This is a genomic window from Cellulophaga sp. (assembly GCF_039943695.1).
Classification (GTDB): domain Bacteria; phylum Bacteroidota; class Bacteroidia; order Flavobacteriales; family Flavobacteriaceae; genus Cellulophaga.
Genome location: NZ_JBDVAA010000210.1, coordinates 20600 through 40325, shown reverse-complemented (window position 1 = coordinate 40325; position 19726 = coordinate 20600). Strand labels below are relative to the sequence as shown.

Below are 19726 nucleotides of genomic sequence, written 5' to 3'. Positions count from 1 at the left end.
ATGATAATAGATGCTCATCAACATTTTTGGAAATATGAACCAACAAAACATAGTTGGATAGACGATACTATGGCTGTAATTAGAAAAGATTTTATGCCAGCCAAACTAAAAAAAGTTTATTTAGAAAATAATATAGATGGTTGTGTAGCTGTACAAGCAGACCAAACAACTTTAGAGAACGACTTTTTAATAGACCTAGCTTCTAAAAATAGCTTTATAAAAGGTGTTGTTGGCTGGGTAGATTTTAGAGCTAAAAATATTGATGAGGTTTTAAAACATTACAGTAAAATAAATATAATAAAAGGCTTTAGACACGTAGTACAAGGTGAGCCAGATCATAATTTTTTATTAAGAACAGACTTTTTAAACGGAATATCAAAATTAGAAAAATACAATTTTACGTATGACATTTTGGTTTTTCCGCATCAGTTAGGAGCTGTATTAGAGTTTGTAAAAAAGTTTCCTAAAATAAACTTTGTCATAGACCATATTGCTAAACCATATATAAAAGATGGTTTTTATGATGGTTGGGCAAACTTAATGTTGGCAATTGGCGCACAACAAAATGTGTACTGCAAACTATCTGGTATGGTAACAGAAGCAGATTATATAGCGTGGACACCAGATACTATACAACCTTATATGCAATTGGTTTTAAAAGCTTTTGGAGTAGATAGGTTATTATTTGGATCAGATTGGCCTGTGTGCTTAGTAGCGGGCAACTATAAAAAAGTAAAAGAGTTAGTTACAGATTTTATTTCCCAATTAAGTGCAGAAGATCAAGAAAAGATACTTGGGTTAAATGCTGTAAAATTTTATAATTTATAAAAAGATATAAAATGGATTTAGGATTAAAAAATAAAGTAGTTGTAGTAACAGGAGCTGCAGGTATAAAAGGTAGTATAGGAGAAACAATAGTACAACATTTAGCTTCAGAGGGTGCAATACCAGTTATAGTTTGTAGAAATGATAGAGGTTTTGGATATGAAAAAGAACTTAAAGAAAAAGGTATAGATGCTTTGTTTGTAAAAACAGATTTATCAGACCATACACAAATTGAAGCTGCAGCTAAAACAATAGAAGAAAAATACGGTAAAATTGATGCCTTAATAAATAATGTTGGTGTTAATGATGGTGCAGGTTTAGATGCACCTATAGAAGATTTTATGTACTCTCTTAAGCTTAATATGGTAAGTTATTTTGCAATGGCCAAATACTGTTTACCAATGCTAAAAAAAACTAAAGGAAATATTTTAAATATTGGGTCTAAAGTAGCACTTACAGGCCAAGGAGGTACATCTGGCTACGCAGCATCTAAAGGAGGTGTATTTGGGTTAACACGTGAGTGGGCTGTAGATTTAATTAGCTACGGAATACGTTCTAATGCCATTGTTATTGCAGAAAGTTGGACACCTGCTTATGAGGCTTGGATTAAAACTTTAGAAAACGGAGAAGAAAAACTTCAATCTATTGTAAAAAAAATACCATTAGAAAATAGAATGACAATGCCAGCAGAAATTGCAGACCAATGTTTGTTTACGATATCTTCAAAATCATCACACACAACAGGACAGTTTATCACAGTAGACGGTGGTTATGTGCATTTAGATAGGTCTTTATTAACAGAGTAAAATAATAAAACATTTGTTCTATTATTTAAGCCAGTAGTGGCCTTTGCAAGCAGCTATCATTTTTAATTTTATATCAAAGTAATTACCTAAATATGAATCAACCAAAAGATAACCCAATAGTAAAAAAGGAATTGTTATTTCCTTTTATAATGATAACTTCTTTATTTGCTTTATGGGGAATTGCAAATGACTTAACCAACCCTATGGTTTCTGCGTTTAAAAAAGTAATGCCAGAATTGTCTAATATGCAGGCTTCTTTAGTGCAGTTTGCTTTTTATTTTGGGTATTTTTTTATGGCATTACCAGCAGCTTTATTTATTAGAAAATACAGTTACAAATCTGGTATTATATTAGGGTTGTGCTTGTATGCAATAGGAGCTTTTTTATTTTATCCGGCAGCAGCTTTACAAGAGTTTAATTACTTTTTAATTTCACTTTGGGTAATAACATGTGGTTTGGCATTTTTAGAGACCACATCTAACCCATTAATATTGTCATTAGGAGCAAAAGAAACTGCAACGCAGCGTTTAAATTTAGCACAAGCTTTTAACCCAATAGGATCTTTAATTGGGATGATAGTAGCACAACAATTTGTAATTTCCTCTTTACGTTCTGATGACAAAAATGAAGCAGGAGAGTTGGTTTATGACTCCTTATCTACTTCTGCAAAAGCTGTTATAAGAGAAAACGATTTAAACGTAATTAGTGTACCATACATTATACTTGGTGTAGTTGTTTTGTGTATTATGGGCATTATATTATTTATTAAAATTCCTAAATCTGTAGACGGAGATAAAATGTCTATTTCAGATTCTTTTAAAAAATTACTAGCTAATAAAAACTACATTTTTGGAGTTGTAGCACAGGCATTTTATGTAGGAGCACAAATTATGTGTTGGACCTATATTTTTCAATATGTAGATAACATAAATGAAGGTTTACATAAAAACGAGGCATTAACAGCTACGTGGTATAATGTAGCAGCAATGATTATATTTTTATCTGGTAGATGGATAGGTACAGCTTTAATGAAAACATTAAATCCGTCTCGTGTATTACTATTATTTGGTTTAGGAGGAGTATTGTTTTCTGCAGGTGCAATTTTAATACAAGGCCAGTTAGGTTTATATTCATTGGTTACAGTGTCTTTATTTATGTCTATAATGTTCCCTACCATTTATGGTATTGCACTTAAAGACATGGGAGATGAAGCTAAAATAGGATCTGCAGGTTTGGTAATGGCAATTGTTGGCGGTGCTTTAATGCCAGTTTTACAAGGAGGAATTTTAGATTGGGGAGGACCTGGTTTTTCAGATGTAAAAGTGTTAGGGTTTATACCAGAAATTAATTTTTCATTTATACTACCACTTATATGCTTATCTGTAGTTACTGCTTATGGGTATGTAACTTATAAATCATCAAAAAAAATATAATAATGAGTACCAAAAGATATTGCTATTCTTGCGACTTAAAAGACGACTCTAAACTTATAGAAGAGTATAAAGCCTACCACGCAGCAGGTAAAGCTTGGCCAGAAATTACTAAGAGTATAAAAGATGCTGGTATTGTAGATATGCAAATTTACCTAACAGGTAATAGAATGTTTATGATAATGGAGGTAGACACAACTTTTGATGCTAATAAAAAGGCAAAAATGGATGCAGAAAACCCCAAAGTACAAGAGTGGGAAAACTTAATGTGGAAGTACCAACAAGAATTACCATGGGCAAAAGATGGTGAAAAGTGGATTGCTTTAGAGAAGATATTTCAATTATAAAAAGTTAGTTTTTTTTAGTTCTTTTTGTTTAAGTTTAGGCTGTTTTTATTAACAGTCTAAACTTTTTACAGTTAAAAGGCCTGCTTAAAAAAGCAGGCCTTCCTTACAAATAAAACTAAACTAACTACAAGTTTTGGTTTTAAACTATACTGTTGCTATAAGCAACTATTACAATACCAATTACCATACAACTAAGTCCTAGGTATAAAAAGTTTCTTGCTTTTTTAGATGCGTTAATCCACTCTTTGGTTATTATACCACTTAAAATTGCTGTTACCACACATGAAGTATTAAAAATTGCGTAACCAACAGTGTTACCCGAAGCTCCTAATTTATAAGCTGCAAATGCAAATAGGGCAGAAGCGGCATAGTGAAAAAATGCCATTACTAATATTAATACAAAGTTTTTACTAAAAGCAGGCGTTTTAAAATCTTTCCAAGCTTTTTTACTGTTTAATTGCCATAGAAAATAGGCAGTCATTACAATACCACCACTAATAAAAATTGGAAACATAACAGCAACAGCAGTAATCCACTCAGCATTTCCTGCAGCTTGGCTAGCCTCATGTAGGTAAGGTCTTCCTGCTGCATTAGCATAACTAAAGCCTGTTGCTAACAAACCGCCAACTACAGCAATTAAAATACCTGTGGCCATAGAACCTTTTTTTAAAGTATCATCTTTTTTGTTTTTTTCTACTTTTTCTCGTATAAAACCAGCTTTTCCGTTAGCAAATATGCCTATTAAAACAACAAACAAACCAATCAAAATTATTGATAGTTTATTAGTTGGAGGTAAGCCATCTTCAATAAAAGGTAATACAGAACCTACTAAAATTATGGTTCCAATAAATAAAGAAAACCCTAAAGACAAACCAATGTGATTAATAGCCTTGCTCCACATCATAACTCCAACTCCCCAAAGAAAACTTGTAAGTCCCATTTTTATCCATATATCTGTTGGCATATTTCCAAAAATATCACCAAACCCTTTTATTAAAGTTATTGATGCAATTATTGGAACAACAAACATTGTTAGTAGAAAAAATAAGCTCCAAGTATTCTCATATTTAAAATCTTTGGTAAATTTTTCTGGTAAGGCATATAGGCCCAACATTAATCCTGCAAAAATTGCTAGTAATACTCCTTCTGTCATAGTTTGGTTGTTTTTTTGAGTGAATTAGTTATTGTTAAAATGAAAATTTAAAGACGGTTGTGCTCTTAAAATTTTCACCAGCTTTTGTGATAGATTTTGGTGAGTTTTTAATATTTGGTCCGTTAGGATATCTATGAGTTTCACAACAAAAACCTCTGTATTTGCCGTATTTAAGTCCGTTTTCTCGTTTTAAATTATTGGCAGTGTATTTACCTGTGTATAAAAGCATACAAGGCTCTGTAGTAAAAACATCTAAACTTAATTGCTCATTTTCATTGGCTACTGTTGCCACTTTAGTTACTGTTTCTCCAGTATTATCAAAAACATAAAAATGTTCAAAACCATCATTCATTGCATTGTGTGCGTCTGCAATTTTTTTTGGGTTTCTTAAATCATCTACAGCATTAGAAACATCTACTATTTCTCCTGTTGCCGCACCAGTATTATCTAATTTTAAACGTTTATTTGTAAATACTTGAGCTGTATGGTTCTCTATAGATGTACTAAAGCCAGACAAGTTAAAATAGGTGTGGTTTGTTAATGATAATGGTGTATCTGCGTCTGTAATGGCATTATAATTAATAGTAAGTTCATTATTCTCTGTTAAGGAGAAAGTTACAGATACGCTGACATTTCCAGGAAAACCTTCTTCTAAATCTTTACTTATTAAAGTTAGTTTTACTAAGTTTTCATTGGTACTATCTAGACTCCATAATCTTTTGTCAAAACCCACTGTACCTCCGTGTAAATTATTAGGGCCGCAATTTTTCTCTAATTGATATTGTTTACCGTTTAAAGTAAAATTAGCATCTTTAATTTGTGAGCAATACCTACCTACGGTACTTCCAAAATAAGGAGCATTTTCTTTATAGTCATCAGAGAAATAACCATCTAAAGTATCAAAGCCACAAGCAATTTCTACTAGGTCTCCTTTTTTATTAGGTATTTGTATAGACGTAATTGTTGCTCCGTAATTGGTTATTTTTACCACCATTCCGTTTGCATTTTTTAAAGTATATAAATCTACTTTTTTATCATCTATAAGTCCAAAATTGCTTTGTATTGGTTTCATACTATTTTTTTTATTGTTGATAAGTAGCTAGTTTTTCCCAGTTAAATACTACGCCTGTTCCTGCTTCGTTTGGAGCCACAGCTCTATGGTTTTTTACAACAAGTGGTCTAGTTGTGTATTCATCTATAGGAAAACTATGTACTTCTAACCAGCCTGCGTTAGGTTGGGCAGAAACTAAACTTACGTGCAGTTCTTGCATACCATGTGAACAAGCAGGAACTCCTTGTTTATCTGCTAAACGAGCAGCTTTTAACCAGCCTGTAATACCACCACAGTTAGATGCATCTGGTTGTATAAAAGAAAGCTTTGCTTGCTCAAAAGCATACTCAAATTCATGTATAGTGTGCAGGTTTTCTCCCATAGCTAAAGGAAATCCTGTTTTATCAACTATTTCTGCAAATCCTTTGTAATCATCAGGGATAATAGGTTCTTCAAACCAAGTAATATCATATTGTTTAAAACCTTCAATAGCTTTTATAGCCTTTTCTATAGACATAGAATAATTGGCATCTACCATAAAAGTAACGTCTGGCCCAATAAATTCTCTAACAGCTTTTATTCGTTCTAAATCTTCATCTAAATTTTCTCTTCCTATTTTAATCTTAACAGCATTAAATCCGTTTGCTAAATAGGTTTTCATGTTATTAAGAAGCTTTTCTATTGGAAATTGTAAATCTATTCCGCCACAATAAGCTTTACATGTGTTATCTGTACCGCCAGCCATTTTCCATAGAGGAAGATTGGCTTTTTTACATTTAATATCCCAAAGAGCTATATCTATAGTAGAAATTGCAAATGATGCAATGCCACCACGACCAACGTAGTGAATGTGCCACTCCATAAAATCGTATATACCATCTATATCTGTACCATCTTTACCAATTAAAACAGAAGCAAAGTCATATTCTATCATTGCTTTAATTGCGTGTCCGCCTTTACCACCAGTATAAGTATAACCTGTTCCTTGGCTGCCATCTTCTAAAGTAATAGTAGTAGTTACTAACTCAAAATGTGTGTGGTCACCGTGTTTGGCATCATTTAAAACCTCTGGCAACGGAACTTTAAATAGTTTAGCAACTACATTTTTAATTTTTGTACTCATTTTAAATATATAAAGTTGCTATTATGCTTTGTGTTTAATGTAAAAAGTCTTTTTCTCCATATACTGTTCAAAACCATATTTACCATCTTCGCCACCCGAACCAGAAAGTTTGTAACCATTATGAAAACCCTGGTGTTGTTCTCCGTGACCACGATTTACATAAATTTCTCCATATTCTAGTTCATCATTACATTTCATAATGGTATTCATGTCATTAGTAAAAACCATTGCAGCAAGTCCGTATTCACAGTCATTTGCATAGCCAATAACTTCATCAAAAGTTTTAAACTTTAAAACAGGTAAAATAGGACCAAAAGATTCTTCATGAACAATAGTCATATCTTGTGTTACGTTGGTTAAAACAGTAGGCTCAAACCAGTATCCTTTTTCAAATTCTGCTCCTTCTGGTCTTTTACCACCAGTAGCTATAGTTGCACCTTCTTTTACACTAACAGCAACTAAATGCTCCATATGCTTTAACTCGGCAGCATTTACTTTAGGACCCATATCTGTATTCTCTAACATAGGATTACCAACTTTTAATGCCTTAGTTTTTGTTATAAATTTTTCCATAAAAACATCGTAAATATCTTCATGCAAATACATACGTTCATTACAGGTACAAACTTGTCCGCAATTATCAAATCTAGAATGTAAAGCAGCGTCTACAGCAGCATCAATATCAGCATCTTTAAAAACTATAAAAGGAGCTTTACCACCAAGCTCTAATTGAACGTGAGTTAAGTTATTGGCTGCATTTTTTGCTATTTGCTGACCAACAGGTGTAGAACCTGTCATTGTTACCATTTTTGTAATAGGACTTTCTACCAATGCGTTGCCCATAGCTCTGCCAGGACCAGTAATAATGTTTATAACACCAGCAGGTATCCCCACTTTATTTGCTAAGTTTCCTAACTCTAGTGTTGCTAATGGTGTTTCTGATGTAGGCTTAATAACAATACTGTTACCAGCAACTAAAGCCGGACCTAGTTTACGGCCAGCCAAAGCCAAAGGAAAATTCCAAGCTGTAATTGCAACAACAACACCACGAGGAACTTTTTGAATCCAAATTTGTTCATTAGGATTGTCAGAAGGGATAATATCACCTTCAATTCTACGTGCACCCTCACAGGCATATCTAATAAATGAAGCAGTAACAGCAACCTCAAAACGGGCAACCTTTAAAAGTTTCCCTTGCTCTTTAGTTAATAGTTGAGCCAAATGTTCTGTATTTGCATCAATTTCATCTGCCAATTTATATAACATATCTGCTCTAGAACGGGCAGGTAATTTTTTCCATTCCTTTTGGGCTTTGTCTGCAGCTTTTAATGCATCTAAAGCTTCTTCAGCTGTTCCGTTTTGCACATTTGCTACCACTTCTTCTGTAGATGGGTTTACAATGGCTATGGTTTCTCCAGATGTAGATTTTACCCACTCTCCGTTAATAAATAACTTGTATTCTTTAGTTGATGACATAGTATTTGGTGTTATTTTTTTGTGTTCGTTTTTTTATAAGCATCCATACGCTCGGCAGCGTGGCCTTCAAACTCTCTTCTTAATTGCCAAAGAGGTCTTTCTAGGCTTAGTTCCCAAGCAAATAGTTGCTTGTATAATTTTTTAACTTTTTTAGGATATTGTGTTGCTAAATTGTTTGTCTCAGAGACATCTTCTTGTAAGTTGTATAGCTCTGCAGGCCTATCTGGAAATCGTATTAGTTTCCAATCCATATTCCTAATTGCTCCTCTGTTTTCTTTTTTCCAGAAAAGAACTTTATGCGGTCTTTCTTTATCTTCTCCTTTTAGATAAGGTATTAGATCTACACCGTCTAATTTTTTTAAGCTTGATGGTTCTCCGTTTGCAACATTTAAAAATGTAGGAAAAAGATCTAAGGTGCTAATTGGGTAGTTGTATGTTGTATTTTTCTTTAACTGACCAGGCCATGACATTAAAAAGGGAACTCTAATACCACCTTCCAAATGGTTAGCTTTTGTGCCACTAAGCGGATTATTGTTAGATTGGTTTGAGTCTGATGGTCCTCCGTTATCATTGGTAAATACAACCAATGTATTATTAGCTAATCCTTGCTTTTTTAACTCATTTAAAACAGTCCCAACAGCTCTGTCCATTGCTAAAGTCATTGCAGCTAATGTTTTTCTTTTTCCGATAAGATTTGGAAATTTATCTAAATCTTGTTTTGTTGCCTGCATTGGAGTGTGTACAGCATTAAACGATAAATAGATGAAGAACGGGTCTTGTTTGTTTTTTTTAATGAATGATATTGCTTCTTTAGCCAATTCATCTGTTAAATAGCCATTGTGTTCTAAAAAGTTTCCAAACCCTCTTTCTAATCTGTCTTCATTTTTAGTTAGTACATTATTTTCGTTATAGGGTAGGTAGCTACGAGCACCTCCTCTAAAACCATAAAATGTATCAAAACCACGTTTTGAAGGGTGAAAACGGTCTGCGTTACCCATATGCCATTTTCCAAATAAGGCAGTGGTATAACCTTGTTTTTTTAAGTAATTTGCAATAGTAAGTTGGTTTGTAGGCAACCCCATATTATCACCTGTTAAACCAGAATAGCTCATATAACCGGGTACGTTATTTTCTTCAAAACCAAATTTTTGTTGGTATTGACCTGTTAACATACCGGCTCTAGACGGTCCACAAACAGCTGCACTTACGTAAGCTTGTGTAAATTTTACACTCTTTTTAGCAAGTTTATCTAGTTCTGGAGTTTTAAATTCAGTACTACCTTGAAAACCAAAATCTGCATAACCAGCATCATCAGATAGTATAAAAACAATATTAGGTTTTTGCTGGCCAAATAGTAAACTCACCTCTAAAAGGACACAAAAAAGAACTGCTATTTTTATATTTTGATGATGCATTGTTATACTATATAAATTAATTATCTACCCATCCATCCGCCATCTACTAAGACGATAGAACCACTCATATAATTTGCAGCTTCAGATGCTAAAAAGACCACAGGACCAGCAAAATCTTCTGGTTTACCCCATCTTCCTGCAGGTATCCTTGCTAAAATAGATTCTGCTCTTTCTGGATTATTACGTAAAGCTTCAGTGTTATCTGTGGCAATGTAACCAGGAGCAATGGCGTTTACATTTACGCCTTTACCAGCCCATTCATTAGCAAATGCCATAGTTAACTGGCCAATAGCGCCTTTACTAGCAGCATAGCCAGGAACTGTAATACCACCTTGGTATGTTAATAATGATGCTGTAAAAACAATTTTTCCGTTACCTCTAGCAACCATTTCTTTACCAATTTCTCTAGTAAGTATAAATTGTGCATTTTGGTTAACTTCAATTACTTTATCCCACATTTCATCTGGATGCTCTGCGGCCGGAGCTCTTAAAATTGTACCAGCATTGTTTATTAGAATATCTATTTGTGGATGATCTTTTTTTACCTGATTTATAAATGTGTATAATGCTTTTCTATCAGAGAAATCGCATTGGTATGCGCTAAACTTTTTGCCTTTAGCTTCTACTTCTTTAGCCACGCTACTGCCCGTTAACTCTAAACTAGCCGAAACACCAATAATGTTTGCGCCAGCTTCTGCTAAGCCAATAGCCATTGCTTTACCAATTCCTCTTTTACAACCTGTAACTAAAGCTGTTTTACCTTCTAATTTAAATGTATCTAAAACACTCATTTTCTTATTTCTTAAATTATAAACTACAATCCATTAATACTTTCATCCCAGAAGGATTTTTATCTATATTTTCAAATACATCCTGAATTTTACTTAATGGCTGTACGTCTGTAATCATTGCCTCAAAAGGCAGTTTGTTTTCTGTTATTAATGCAATAGATTTTTCATAATCTTCTTTTTCGTAAACTCTAGCTCCAATTAAGCTTAGTTCTTTCCAGAAAAATTTAAAAAGATCTACAGGCTTTTTATCTCCGTGTATAGCAACCATTAAAATTCTACCTCTAATACCAGCAACCTCACACATAATATCTAAAGCAGGTTGTACACCAGCTACTTCAAAAACTACGTCTGCTCTTTTATCATCAGTTTTGCTTTTAACGTATTCTACTAAATCAACCTCAGTAGGGTTTACAGCATCAAAACCTAGGTCTTTAGCCATCTTAATTCTGGTAGGGTTAACCTCAGAAATTATTACTTGTGCACCAACTTCTTTAGCAACCATAGCAACCAACATACCTATTGGTCCACCTCCTAAAACAACAGCAGTTTCACCTTTTATAAGTCCGCTTCTACGTACATCATGTGTTGCTACAGATAGTGGTTCAATTAAAGCAGCTAGTTTTAAATCTGTTTCTGGTTTTAATTTATGAAGTACAAATGTGGGAACATTCCAATACTGTTGCATAGATCCAGGACTGTCTATACCTATAAATTTTAAATCTTCACAGATGTGGTTAAATCCCTTATCAGAAGCTTTAACTTTTCTGTCATCTAAAGGCCTAACAACAATTTTTTCCCCTACTTTGTAATCGGTTACATTTTTACCAACAGCATCAATAACGCCAGACATTTCATGACCAATTGTTTGTGGTATTGAAACTCTTTTATCCATCATACCGTGGTAAATGTGCACGTCGGTACCGCAAACACCAGAGTAGGCTACTTTAATACGTACTTCATCTTCAGTAGGTTCTTCAATTTTTTTATCAATTATGGCAAAAGTTTTATTGCCCTTGTATTGTGTTGCTATCATTTATTTAAGTTTCAAATAGTAAACTAGTTTCATATTTGAAACAAATATACATTTTTTTATAAGATATAAACTATCTATATAAACTTAAATTAAGTGTAATGTGTTAAAATATAGTAGTGTAGGGGTAAACCCTTTATTAAATAAGGGCTTGTAGATTATGTGTGCAATTTATGTATTGTATTATAAAGCTTGCTTTTACTGAGAAATAAAACCAAGTTTTACAGAAATATCTAAGGCATATTTTGCTACAATTTGCCCTTTTTTATGAAAATCTTCATGAGGTAATCTACCATGTGGAGCTGTTATCCAAAGCGCAGCTACTGGGTAACCAGACTCATTAAATATTGGTGCGCCTATACAGTGTATACCTTGTATATCTTCACCATTATCTATAGCATAACCATTTTGTTTTACCAATGCTAATGTTTCTTTAAACTCCTTTTTAGATGTAATGGTGTTTTTTGTGTACTTAGTAAGTGTTGTTTTTTTTAAAATTTTATCTGATTCTTCTTTGGGTAAAAAAGCTAAAATACATTTACCTCCAACCGAGCTGTGCAGGTTAAATTGCGTGCCAGGTTCTACAAATAATTTAACAGGATATGAAGATGAAACTTGTTCTAAAATTGTTCCTTTGGTGTCTAACAGAACCCCTAGCATTACAGATTCTTTTAGCTCGTCTCTTAAGGCTCGCATAACATCTATAGACATCTCTACAATGCTCTGTTCATTCATTGCAGATATGCCTAGAGTAAGCATTTTTCTAGATAAAGTTATTTTTTTTGTAGTCTCGTTTTTCTGAAGATAATTTTTAAAAATAAGCGTGCTCACTACTCTAAAGGCAGTAGTTTTTGTTAAAGCAAGAGCTTCTGTAATTTCTGCAAGAGTTAAACCATCTTTTTTTGTAGCTAATATTTCTATAACCAATAATCCTTTTTCTAAATTAGGAACATTGTATTCTGATTTTAAATCTACTTTAGGTTTGCTCATAAGACATCTACTTATATACCGTAAAATTACTACTATTTATTCAACTACAAATAGAATAAAAAAAGGAACAATGTATAACTGTTCCTTTTTAGTGTTTAGTTTATAGTATTGCTTATTTAGATTTTACACCTTTTGCTTTGTGCGAAGTTTTTTTAGCAGAGGTAAAGCTCATTATACTTTGGTAGTCACCACTGTTGTAAATGTGAGTTAATCCCCAGCGTAAAATTTCAGTAGGATCTTTTTCTGTGTCTGCAGATCTGTTTAAACCTATTGCATGTGCTGGTACGCCAGGAATAACAGATTTAATTTCAAAATTAATACCATCTGGAGCCCATTGTATAGTGTTTTTCTCCGGACCATCTGTAGTAATTAATGATGCAATACCACCATTATATGGCCAAACACAAATTTCATGACCACTATTACTTATTGGGTTGTATGGCGATTTTACATAAGGACCTAAAGGGTTGTCTGCAATAGCAACTCCATGGCGTATTTGTCTACCGCCAAATGTAATTTTTTCGCCCATTTGTTCTCCTTTATAATACAAGTAAAATTTACCTTTGTATGGTAAAATACAAGGGTCATGTACTTTATGACTATCAAAGTCACCTTTTTTCTCTACTGCAAAACGGTCTTGCTCTTCACCTTTCCAAATACCGTTGTCTGCTGGGCTAAGAATAGGTTCTTTGCTTTTTGTCCATGGTCCATTAGGAGAATCTGACCAAGCCAAGCCAACTTGGTTTTTTACACGTACATTGTATGGCGATTTTACAGTTTGATAGCATAGATAATATTTGCCTTCATATTTCATTATTTCTACAGTAAAAACAGATCTATCATCATAAGCACCTTTTTCACCTCTTGCTACAGCAACACCTTCTTCTTTCCAAGTTTCACCATCTTCAGACGTAGCGTACCAAATATCACACCTATCCCAAGGAAAAACTTTTTCATTTTCTATATCACCACCAAAACCCTGAGACGGGCCTAAACTTTTACTGTACCAAACGTAATATTTACCATTTTCTTTAATAATAGCACTAGGATCTCTACGTACAACACCTTCTTCATAAGCTAAATCTCCTTTTAAAGGTTTTAAGTTAGAAAACTGTATAAACCAATTGTTACCCAAATCTGCTGGCCACTCTAATGCTCTTTTAGTAGCACTGCTTAGTGAATCTGGATTTGTAATACCTAATTCATCAATTTGCTCTGGAGTAATTTTTGTTTTAGATTCCTTTGCAACACTGCTATTGTTTGTGTTGGTATTGTTTTTACATGCTGTAATTAAAAGTAAATAAGTAAATGCACATAATAATATTTTATTTCTGTTCATAGTATTAATTGTTGTTTGGTTCTATAGTAATTTTTATTTCGTTGCTATTTATTGTGTCAGAGTTTGCTTTAATTGTAATTGGGTTTGTCTTGTCTTTTAAAGACTGAATAATTAAAAGGGCTTTTCCTCTATAGGTTTTAATTTTATTATTTTTAAAATACTGTGTATTGGTTATACTACCATTATCTACACCAAGTAATTTGGTATCACCAATAATTTTAAAATCTATAGTCTTGTCTTCTGATTTTATAGGGTTTCCGTCTTTATCTTCAATTTGCGCAACAATGTGTGCAACACTATAACCGTCTGCTGTTAATACTTCTTTGTCTGCAGTTAGTTTAATTCTAGTAGGCTCTGATGTTGTAATTATTTTGGTTTCTACTTTTTTATCAGCTTTTAACCCTACTGCTTTTAAAGTACCTTTTTTAAAAGGAACAGCCCATTTGTATATATGATCTTCAAAATCACTTAGTTTTTTTATTCCTAATGATTTGTCATTCAAATAAAGCTCAACCTCTTCACAGTTAGAGTATACTTCTACAACTGTAGTTTCATTTTCTTTATAGTTCCAGTGTTCATTTACGTTATGCCATTGCCATAAAGCAGTTTTCCATTTGCCTTCTTTTTTTTCTACAGGATTGCTGTTGGCATCTAGTTTGTAAATAGATTTATCTAAAATTTGAGAAGTAATGTAAATATTTGGTTTGTTATTCCATAGTGTATTAAACATATGGTATGATGGTTTTTTAAAGCCAGCTAAATCTAACAGACCACTAGAGGTACCTTTTTTTGGCCAGCCTTTGTTAGATTCCCCCATATAATCTATACCTGTCCATAAAAATGTACCAGAGATAAAAGGTCTTTCCATTACAGCTTTCCATTCATGCCATTGCCCTAAATTTTCTGTTCCCATAACAGGTAAATTAGGATAGTTTTTGTGTCCGTAATCATATATTACTCTACGGTAACTAAAGCCGATAATATCTAAAGCATCTGCATAACCAGACTCATAACTAGAAGAAGGTAAAATGCTGTTTGCAATTACATATCTAGTAGTATCTAACTCTTTAGTCCATTTTGCTAGCTTTTTGGCTGTTTCACCAATATCATATTTAGCTTTAGGTAGGGTGTTTAATTTTTCTTTTATGGTGTTAATATCGTTAGGTGGTAGTGACCAAAAATAGTTTCCACTCCAATCCATATTATTAAAAAAGCCTGTAGATTCTGCATTTCTTGGATATGTCCATTCAATTTCATTTCCTATGCTCCATTGAAAAATTGATGGATGATTTCTGTGTGATAAAACTGTGTTTTTTAAATCTTTTTCTGCCCATTCTTGAAAATGTTCTACATAGCCTCTTGTAATATAGTCAACACTTTTTTCGTTCATATTTTTTCTCTTGTCCTTTGGGTTGTCCCATTCATCAAAAAATTCATCTTGTACAAGAAATCCCATTTCATCGCATAAATCTAAAAACTCATTAGAAGCAGGGTTGTGAGATATTCTAATAGCATTACAACCTATATCTTTTAATGCTTGCAATCTTCTTTTCCAAACTCCTTTTGGTACAGCCGCACCAACAAGCCCAGCATCATGGTGTAAACAAACACCTTTAATTTTTCTGTTTTTTCCGTTTAAATAAAAGCCTGTATCAGCATCAAACTTTATACTACGTATTCCAAATTTTATTTTTTGAGTGTCAATTACATCATCATCTAACTTAATTGTAGTAATTGCAGTATATAGAGTAGGGTTGTTGGTATCCCATAACTTAGGGTTATCAACAGTAATAGCAGTTATGTCTTTTAATAATGCATTTTTAGCTACAGATATTTTTTTGGTATCTGTATTTACAACTATATCATTTTTGTCATAAATAGTTGTGGTTAGCTCTGCTGTTTTTGTAGTGTTGTATTTGTTATTTATAGTTGTTTGTATGTTAACAGTAGCTAGTTCACTAGTTATGCTAGGTGTTGTAATAAAAGATCCCCAAATAGGAATATGTAACTTGTTTTTGGTTATAAACTTCACATTTCTGTATATTCCAGAGCCAGTATACCATCTACTATCTGCGTATCTAGTCCTATCTACTTTTACGTTTATAGTATTTTCTTTTCCATTTTCTTTTAGAGCATCAGTTATATCATAATAAAAGGGAGAGTAACCATAGGGGTGAAAACCTAACTTGGTGTTGTTTAATGTAATAGTTGCATTGTTATACACACCGTCAAAAACAATATATGCTACTTGGTTGCTATTTAAATTTGCAGTAAATTTTTTCTCATAATATCCAATTCCACCCAATAAATAACCTGTAGCGCCTTCACCTTTTATAGAGTCAAATTTATTAGAAATACTCCAATCGTGTGGTAATCTTATTTTTTGCCAATCGTTATCTTTAATGCCTGAGACAGAATCTTCAAGTTTAAAATTCCAATCAAAATTAAAGTCGTTTTTTGGAACTACAGTTTCTTGTGTACTACAGCTAATTGCTGTAATTAAGAATAGAGTAATAATAGCTATTTTGTATTTCATTTTACAATTGTTTGTATTCTAAAACTTTTAGGTGTTATGGTAAGGCTATACTTGTGTCAATTCTAAAATGAAAAATGTATAGTCAATAATGCAAATATGTATATATATTGATACTAAAATATATATAAGGACTAGACAATAACTGAACAACACACAATACGTTCTATCTTTTTAAACATTTGGACTAGACATTAATTTAACAACTTAAAAAATGAAGACTTTAAGTAGAAAATATTTTTTTTACAGTAAAATAACAGAAGCTTAAAATTTAGAGTAAAAGAGGTGTGTTATATCTTGGGAAGCAAATGGTAGAAAAACAATTTATTATAAAATAAAAAAACCTTGCAGAAAAAATCTGCAAGGTTTAAAGTAAAGATTTCTCTTTGTGACCGGGCTGGGGCTCGAACCCAGGACCCTCTCCTTAAAAGGGAGATGCTCTACCAACTGAGCTACCAGGTCATTATTCCAGCGAAGCAGCGTATTGCTGTTTGCGGGTGCAAATATATAACCTTTATTTTATTCTGCAAGGGTTTTTCTTGTATAAAAACATTTAAAATATAATAAAATTTGTAACCCCTTAACAAAGAATAAATTAAAATAAATAATATTAAAAATAAAGCATAAAAAAAACCGAAAGTATAAACTTTCGGTTTTTGTGACCGGGCTGGGGCTCGAACCCAGGACCCTCTCCTTAAAAGGGAGATGCTCTACCAACTGAGCTACCAGGTCATTATTCCAGCGAAGCAGCATATTGCTGTTTGCGGGTGCAAATATATGACCTTTATTTAATTTCACAAGGACTTTTTTAAATTTTATTCTATTTTTTTTATTTCGATATAAAATAGATCATCTTTGTATAAAAAAGATACATGCAGATAGTACTTATTGGTTATATGGGGAGTGGAAAATCTACAATAGGGAAGGAGCTTTCCAAACGTTTGAAAATCAATTTTTTGGATTTAGATTCTTATATAGAACAAAAATATGAAATGACTATTTCTGAGCTTTTCACTGCTAAAGGAGAAATATTTTTTAGGAAAGCAGAAATAGTATGTTTGAATGAGATTTTTGCCTCAAAAGAAGATTTTGTACTCTCTACAGGAGGAGGAACTCCTTGTTATGGAGATAACATTAACGTAATGACTAGTAATACCAATAATGTATTTTATCTTAACGTACCTATCCCAGAATTAATAAAAAGGTTAGTAAAAGAAAAAGAACAAAGACCGTTAATAGCCAATGTCCCAGAAAACGAGTTACCAGAGTTTATAGGAACGCACTTGTTTGAGCGTAGTTACTTTTACACAAAAGCACACCATACTATTTTAGTACAGCAGAAAGAGGCATTTAAAGTAGTAGATGAAATTGTAGAGAAACTAGTTTAAGTAAACAGCATCATCATTATCTTTAAATTCTACTTCTATATGTTCTTGTAACGATGTAGATAAAGAAATTCCTTTGTAGTCTGCCTTTACAGGATATTTTTTGTGATTTCTATTTACTAAAACTCCTGTTTTAAGCTGGCGTAATGGTACTTTTAAAAAATGAAAAACACCATAAATTAATGTGGTTCCAGAGTTTAGTACATCATCTATTAAAACAACAGATTTGTTTGTGTATTCTTCTTTTGTGATAGATGTAGTGACACCACTTTCTAATGGGTTTTTTTTGTTCATTTTTACAGTGCAAAGCGTAATTTTTGCAGTTGTAATATCTTCTAAAACAGCACTAAGTTTTTTTGCAAATTTGAGCCCGCCACCTTCTATACCGGCAATTATAATCTCTGTCTCTTCAACATTAGCTTCGTATATTTGGTAAGCTATACGCTTTATTTTATGCTGAATTTGGTTGTGAGATAATATTTTGTTCTGCATTTGTGCTCTAGTTTTATATAGTCAAAGATAGTAAACACTTTTTAAGTGTTATTCTTCTTCTGTAGAATTTGTGGTTGTATAATCGTCTATTTCTCTACGGTCTTTTTTGGTAGGTCTTCCAGTTCCCTTTTTTCTGTAATAATCCTTAGAGTATTTTAGTAAGTCAGAGTGCTCAAAAGCTTCTTTAGGTGTAGTATCTTTTCGGTACATATCTACTAATTTTGCTCCAACTCTGTTTGGCGGCACATCTAAAATAGTAAACTGGTAATTAATTTGGTTTTTGCGTACTGTTATTTTATCCATAGGAAAAACATCTCTAGACGGTTTAACTACTTTATCATTTACTTTAATATGTCCTTTTTTACAGGCCTCAGTAGCAATATTTCTTGTTTTAAAATAGCGTGTGCACCATAAATATTTGTCTATCCTCATATTAACTCTAAATTCTTTGTTAACTACTTCTGCAAAAATAGGGGAAAATTGTATCTTGCGACTCATAAATTAGAATAGATGAAATTTAAGAACATATTTTTAGTTGCGTTACTTGTCGTAATACTTTGGGCTTGTAATAGCGATGATAATGGGGTGACGATTGAGCCACCAAAGGCTTTGAGTGAAACAGTAGACCAAGATAAAGACTCAATAGTTGAATACTTAGAGACCCATTTTTACAATTATGAAGAATTTCAAAGTCCACCAGCAGATTTTGACTATAAAATTGTTTTAGGTAAAATTGAAGGTGACAATGCAGATAAAACTCCGTTGATAGATATGATGGAGACTGAAACGGTAACCGTGCGTTCTGAGGAAATAGGTTTGTCTTCTGGTAAAGAGGTAGAGCATACATATTACTATTTAGTTGCAAGACAAGGATTAGGGGTTAAATCAACTAGTGTAGATTCTGTATATGTCCGTTATGAAGGTTTGTTATTGGATGATACTGTTTTTGGAGCTTCTTCAGCTTCTCCTACATGGTTTGATGCAGCAGGATTGAAAGCACCTGGATCACTTTCGTTTGGTTCTTTGCAAAAAAGTGCTAGAGGGTTTTCTGAAATAATGCAATACTTAAAAGCAGGAGGGGATCCAGTTGTTAATGCAGACGGTACTTTTGAAATTGTAGATTATGGTGTTGGACTTATTATATTTCCATCTGCCTTAGGTTATTATAGTGGTAATGGTCCAAACGGAAATATACCAAGTTATAGTCCTATGATTTTTAAAATTGATTTGATGGCAGTAAATGAAGCAGATCATGATAATGATGGTGTACCAACTCATTTAGAAGATTTAAATGGAAATGGTTATTTGTTTGATGATAATACAGATTTAAAATCAGAAAACAGTTCAACATCAATAGCGACTGTACCAGATTATTTAGATACAGATGATGATAATGATGGTATATTAACTAGAGATGAAATTAGTGATGAAGATGGTAATATTATTTTACCTTACCCAGATACTGATGGTGATGGTGTGCCAAACTATTTGGATCCAAATAACTAACAGTATTAACACTATTTAGTATAGTAAAATTAAA

General features: G+C 32.8%; 18 protein-coding genes and 2 tRNA genes. 6 read left to right on the top strand and 14 right to left on the bottom strand.

Going from position 1 to position 19726, the window contains the following annotated elements:
• From ABJD66_RS15165 to ABJD66_RS15150, 4 genes are all read left to right on the top strand, one after another.
• A complete protein-coding gene (locus ABJD66_RS15165; RefSeq protein ID WP_303544918.1) occupies window positions 1–828 on the top strand; it encodes an amidohydrolase family protein in 828 nt (275 codons plus the stop codon).
• Between the two features lie 11 nt (window positions 829–839).
• Window positions 840–1631 carry an SDR family oxidoreductase gene (locus ABJD66_RS15160; protein ID WP_348133179.1) on the top strand — a complete coding sequence of 264 codons (792 nt, stop codon included), beginning with the start codon at window positions 840–842 and terminating at the stop codon, window positions 1629–1631.
• Window positions 1632–1723: 92 nt separating this feature from the next.
• Window positions 1724–3064, top strand: a complete 1341-nt coding sequence (gene fucP, locus ABJD66_RS15155) for an L-fucose:H+ symporter permease (RefSeq protein WP_348133176.1) — start codon at window positions 1724–1726, stop codon at window positions 3062–3064.
• 2 nt (window positions 3065–3066) lie between these two features.
• Window positions 3067–3408, top strand: a complete 342-nt coding sequence (locus tag ABJD66_RS15150) for an L-rhamnose mutarotase (RefSeq protein ID WP_348133173.1) — start codon at window positions 3067–3069, stop codon at window positions 3406–3408.
• A gap of 139 nt (window positions 3409–3547) precedes the next feature.
• On the opposite strand, the gene ABJD66_RS15145 is transcribed toward ABJD66_RS15150, so the two are convergent.
• The 12 genes from ABJD66_RS15145 to ABJD66_RS15090 all read right to left on the bottom strand — a co-directional run bounded on the left by ABJD66_RS15145 (window position 3548) and on the right by ABJD66_RS15090 (window position 17041).
• Window positions 3548–4561, bottom strand: coding sequence for an L-rhamnose/proton symporter RhaT (locus ABJD66_RS15145; RefSeq protein WP_348133171.1), 1014 nt, complete (start codon window positions 4559–4561; stop codon window positions 3548–3550).
• Between the two features lie 34 nt (window positions 4562–4595).
• Complete coding sequence (locus tag ABJD66_RS15140) at window positions 4596–5633, bottom strand: aldose epimerase family protein (RefSeq protein ID WP_348133169.1); 1038 nt, start codon at window positions 5631–5633, stop codon at window positions 4596–4598.
• 10 nt (window positions 5634–5643) lie between these two features.
• Window positions 5644–6735 (bottom strand): mandelate racemase/muconate lactonizing enzyme family protein, encoded by a 1092-nt coding sequence (locus tag ABJD66_RS15135; protein WP_348133166.1) that lies wholly within the window; start codon window positions 6733–6735, stop codon window positions 5644–5646.
• 21 nt (window positions 6736–6756) lie between these two features.
• Window positions 6757–8211, bottom strand: a complete 1455-nt coding sequence (gene aldA, locus ABJD66_RS15130) for an aldehyde dehydrogenase (protein ID WP_100895241.1) — start codon at window positions 8209–8211, stop codon at window positions 6757–6759.
• 11 nt (window positions 8212–8222) lie between these two features.
• On the bottom strand, window positions 8223–9626 hold the full coding sequence (locus ABJD66_RS15125; protein WP_348133162.1) for a sulfatase: 1404 nt from the start codon (window positions 9624–9626) through the stop codon (window positions 8223–8225).
• 20 nt (window positions 9627–9646) lie between these two features.
• On the bottom strand, window positions 9647–10417 hold the full coding sequence (locus ABJD66_RS15120) for an SDR family NAD(P)-dependent oxidoreductase (protein ID WP_348133160.1): 771 nt from the start codon (window positions 10415–10417) through the stop codon (window positions 9647–9649).
• Window positions 10418–10433: 16 nt separating this feature from the next.
• Window positions 10434–11450: an alcohol dehydrogenase catalytic domain-containing protein gene (locus ABJD66_RS15115; RefSeq protein WP_100895244.1), complete on the bottom strand. Its 1017-nt coding sequence runs from the start codon at window positions 11448–11450 to the stop codon at window positions 10434–10436.
• A gap of 195 nt (window positions 11451–11645) precedes the next feature.
• Window positions 11646–12437, bottom strand: a complete 792-nt coding sequence (locus ABJD66_RS15110) for an IclR family transcriptional regulator (RefSeq protein WP_348133156.1) — start codon at window positions 12435–12437, stop codon at window positions 11646–11648.
• Window positions 12438–12549: 112 nt separating this feature from the next.
• Window positions 12550–13776 (bottom strand): family 43 glycosylhydrolase, encoded by a 1227-nt coding sequence (locus ABJD66_RS15105; protein ID WP_348133153.1) that lies wholly within the window; start codon window positions 13774–13776, stop codon window positions 12550–12552.
• 4 nt (window positions 13777–13780) lie between these two features.
• On the bottom strand, window positions 13781–16312 hold the full coding sequence (locus ABJD66_RS15100) for a glycoside hydrolase family 2 TIM barrel-domain containing protein (RefSeq protein ID WP_348133150.1): 2532 nt from the start codon (window positions 16310–16312) through the stop codon (window positions 13781–13783).
• A 386-nt stretch (window positions 16313–16698) separates the two neighbouring features.
• Window positions 16699–16771: transfer RNA gene (locus ABJD66_RS15095), tRNA-Lys, on the bottom strand.
• Window positions 16772–16968: 197 nt separating this feature from the next.
• A tRNA-Lys gene (locus ABJD66_RS15090) sits at window positions 16969–17041 on the bottom strand.
• Between the two features lie 140 nt (window positions 17042–17181).
• On the opposite strand from ABJD66_RS15090, the gene ABJD66_RS15085 reads away from it, so the two are divergent.
• Window positions 17182–17697 (top strand): shikimate kinase, encoded by a 516-nt coding sequence (locus tag ABJD66_RS15085; protein ID WP_100895248.1) that lies wholly within the window; start codon window positions 17182–17184, stop codon window positions 17695–17697.
• Here ABJD66_RS15085 and ABJD66_RS15080 read toward each other — a convergent pair.
• Complete coding sequence (locus ABJD66_RS15080; RefSeq protein ID WP_303545591.1) at window positions 17689–18186, bottom strand: phosphoribosyltransferase family protein; 498 nt, start codon at window positions 18184–18186, stop codon at window positions 17689–17691. The genes ABJD66_RS15085 and ABJD66_RS15080 overlap by 9 nt on opposite strands.
• A gap of 48 nt (window positions 18187–18234) precedes the next feature.
• The gene (locus tag ABJD66_RS15075; protein WP_100895250.1) at window positions 18235–18618 is read right to left on the bottom strand and encodes an RNA-binding S4 domain-containing protein; all 384 of its coding nucleotides are present in this window, start codon (window positions 18616–18618) and stop codon (window positions 18235–18237) included.
• Window positions 18619–18696: 78 nt separating this feature from the next.
• Between ABJD66_RS15075 and ABJD66_RS15070 the strand changes: the two genes are divergently transcribed.
• The gene (locus tag ABJD66_RS15070; RefSeq protein WP_348133146.1) at window positions 18697–19692 is read left to right on the top strand and encodes a hypothetical protein; all 996 of its coding nucleotides are present in this window, start codon (window positions 18697–18699) and stop codon (window positions 19690–19692) included.
• Window positions 19693–19726: the final 34 nt, after the last annotated feature.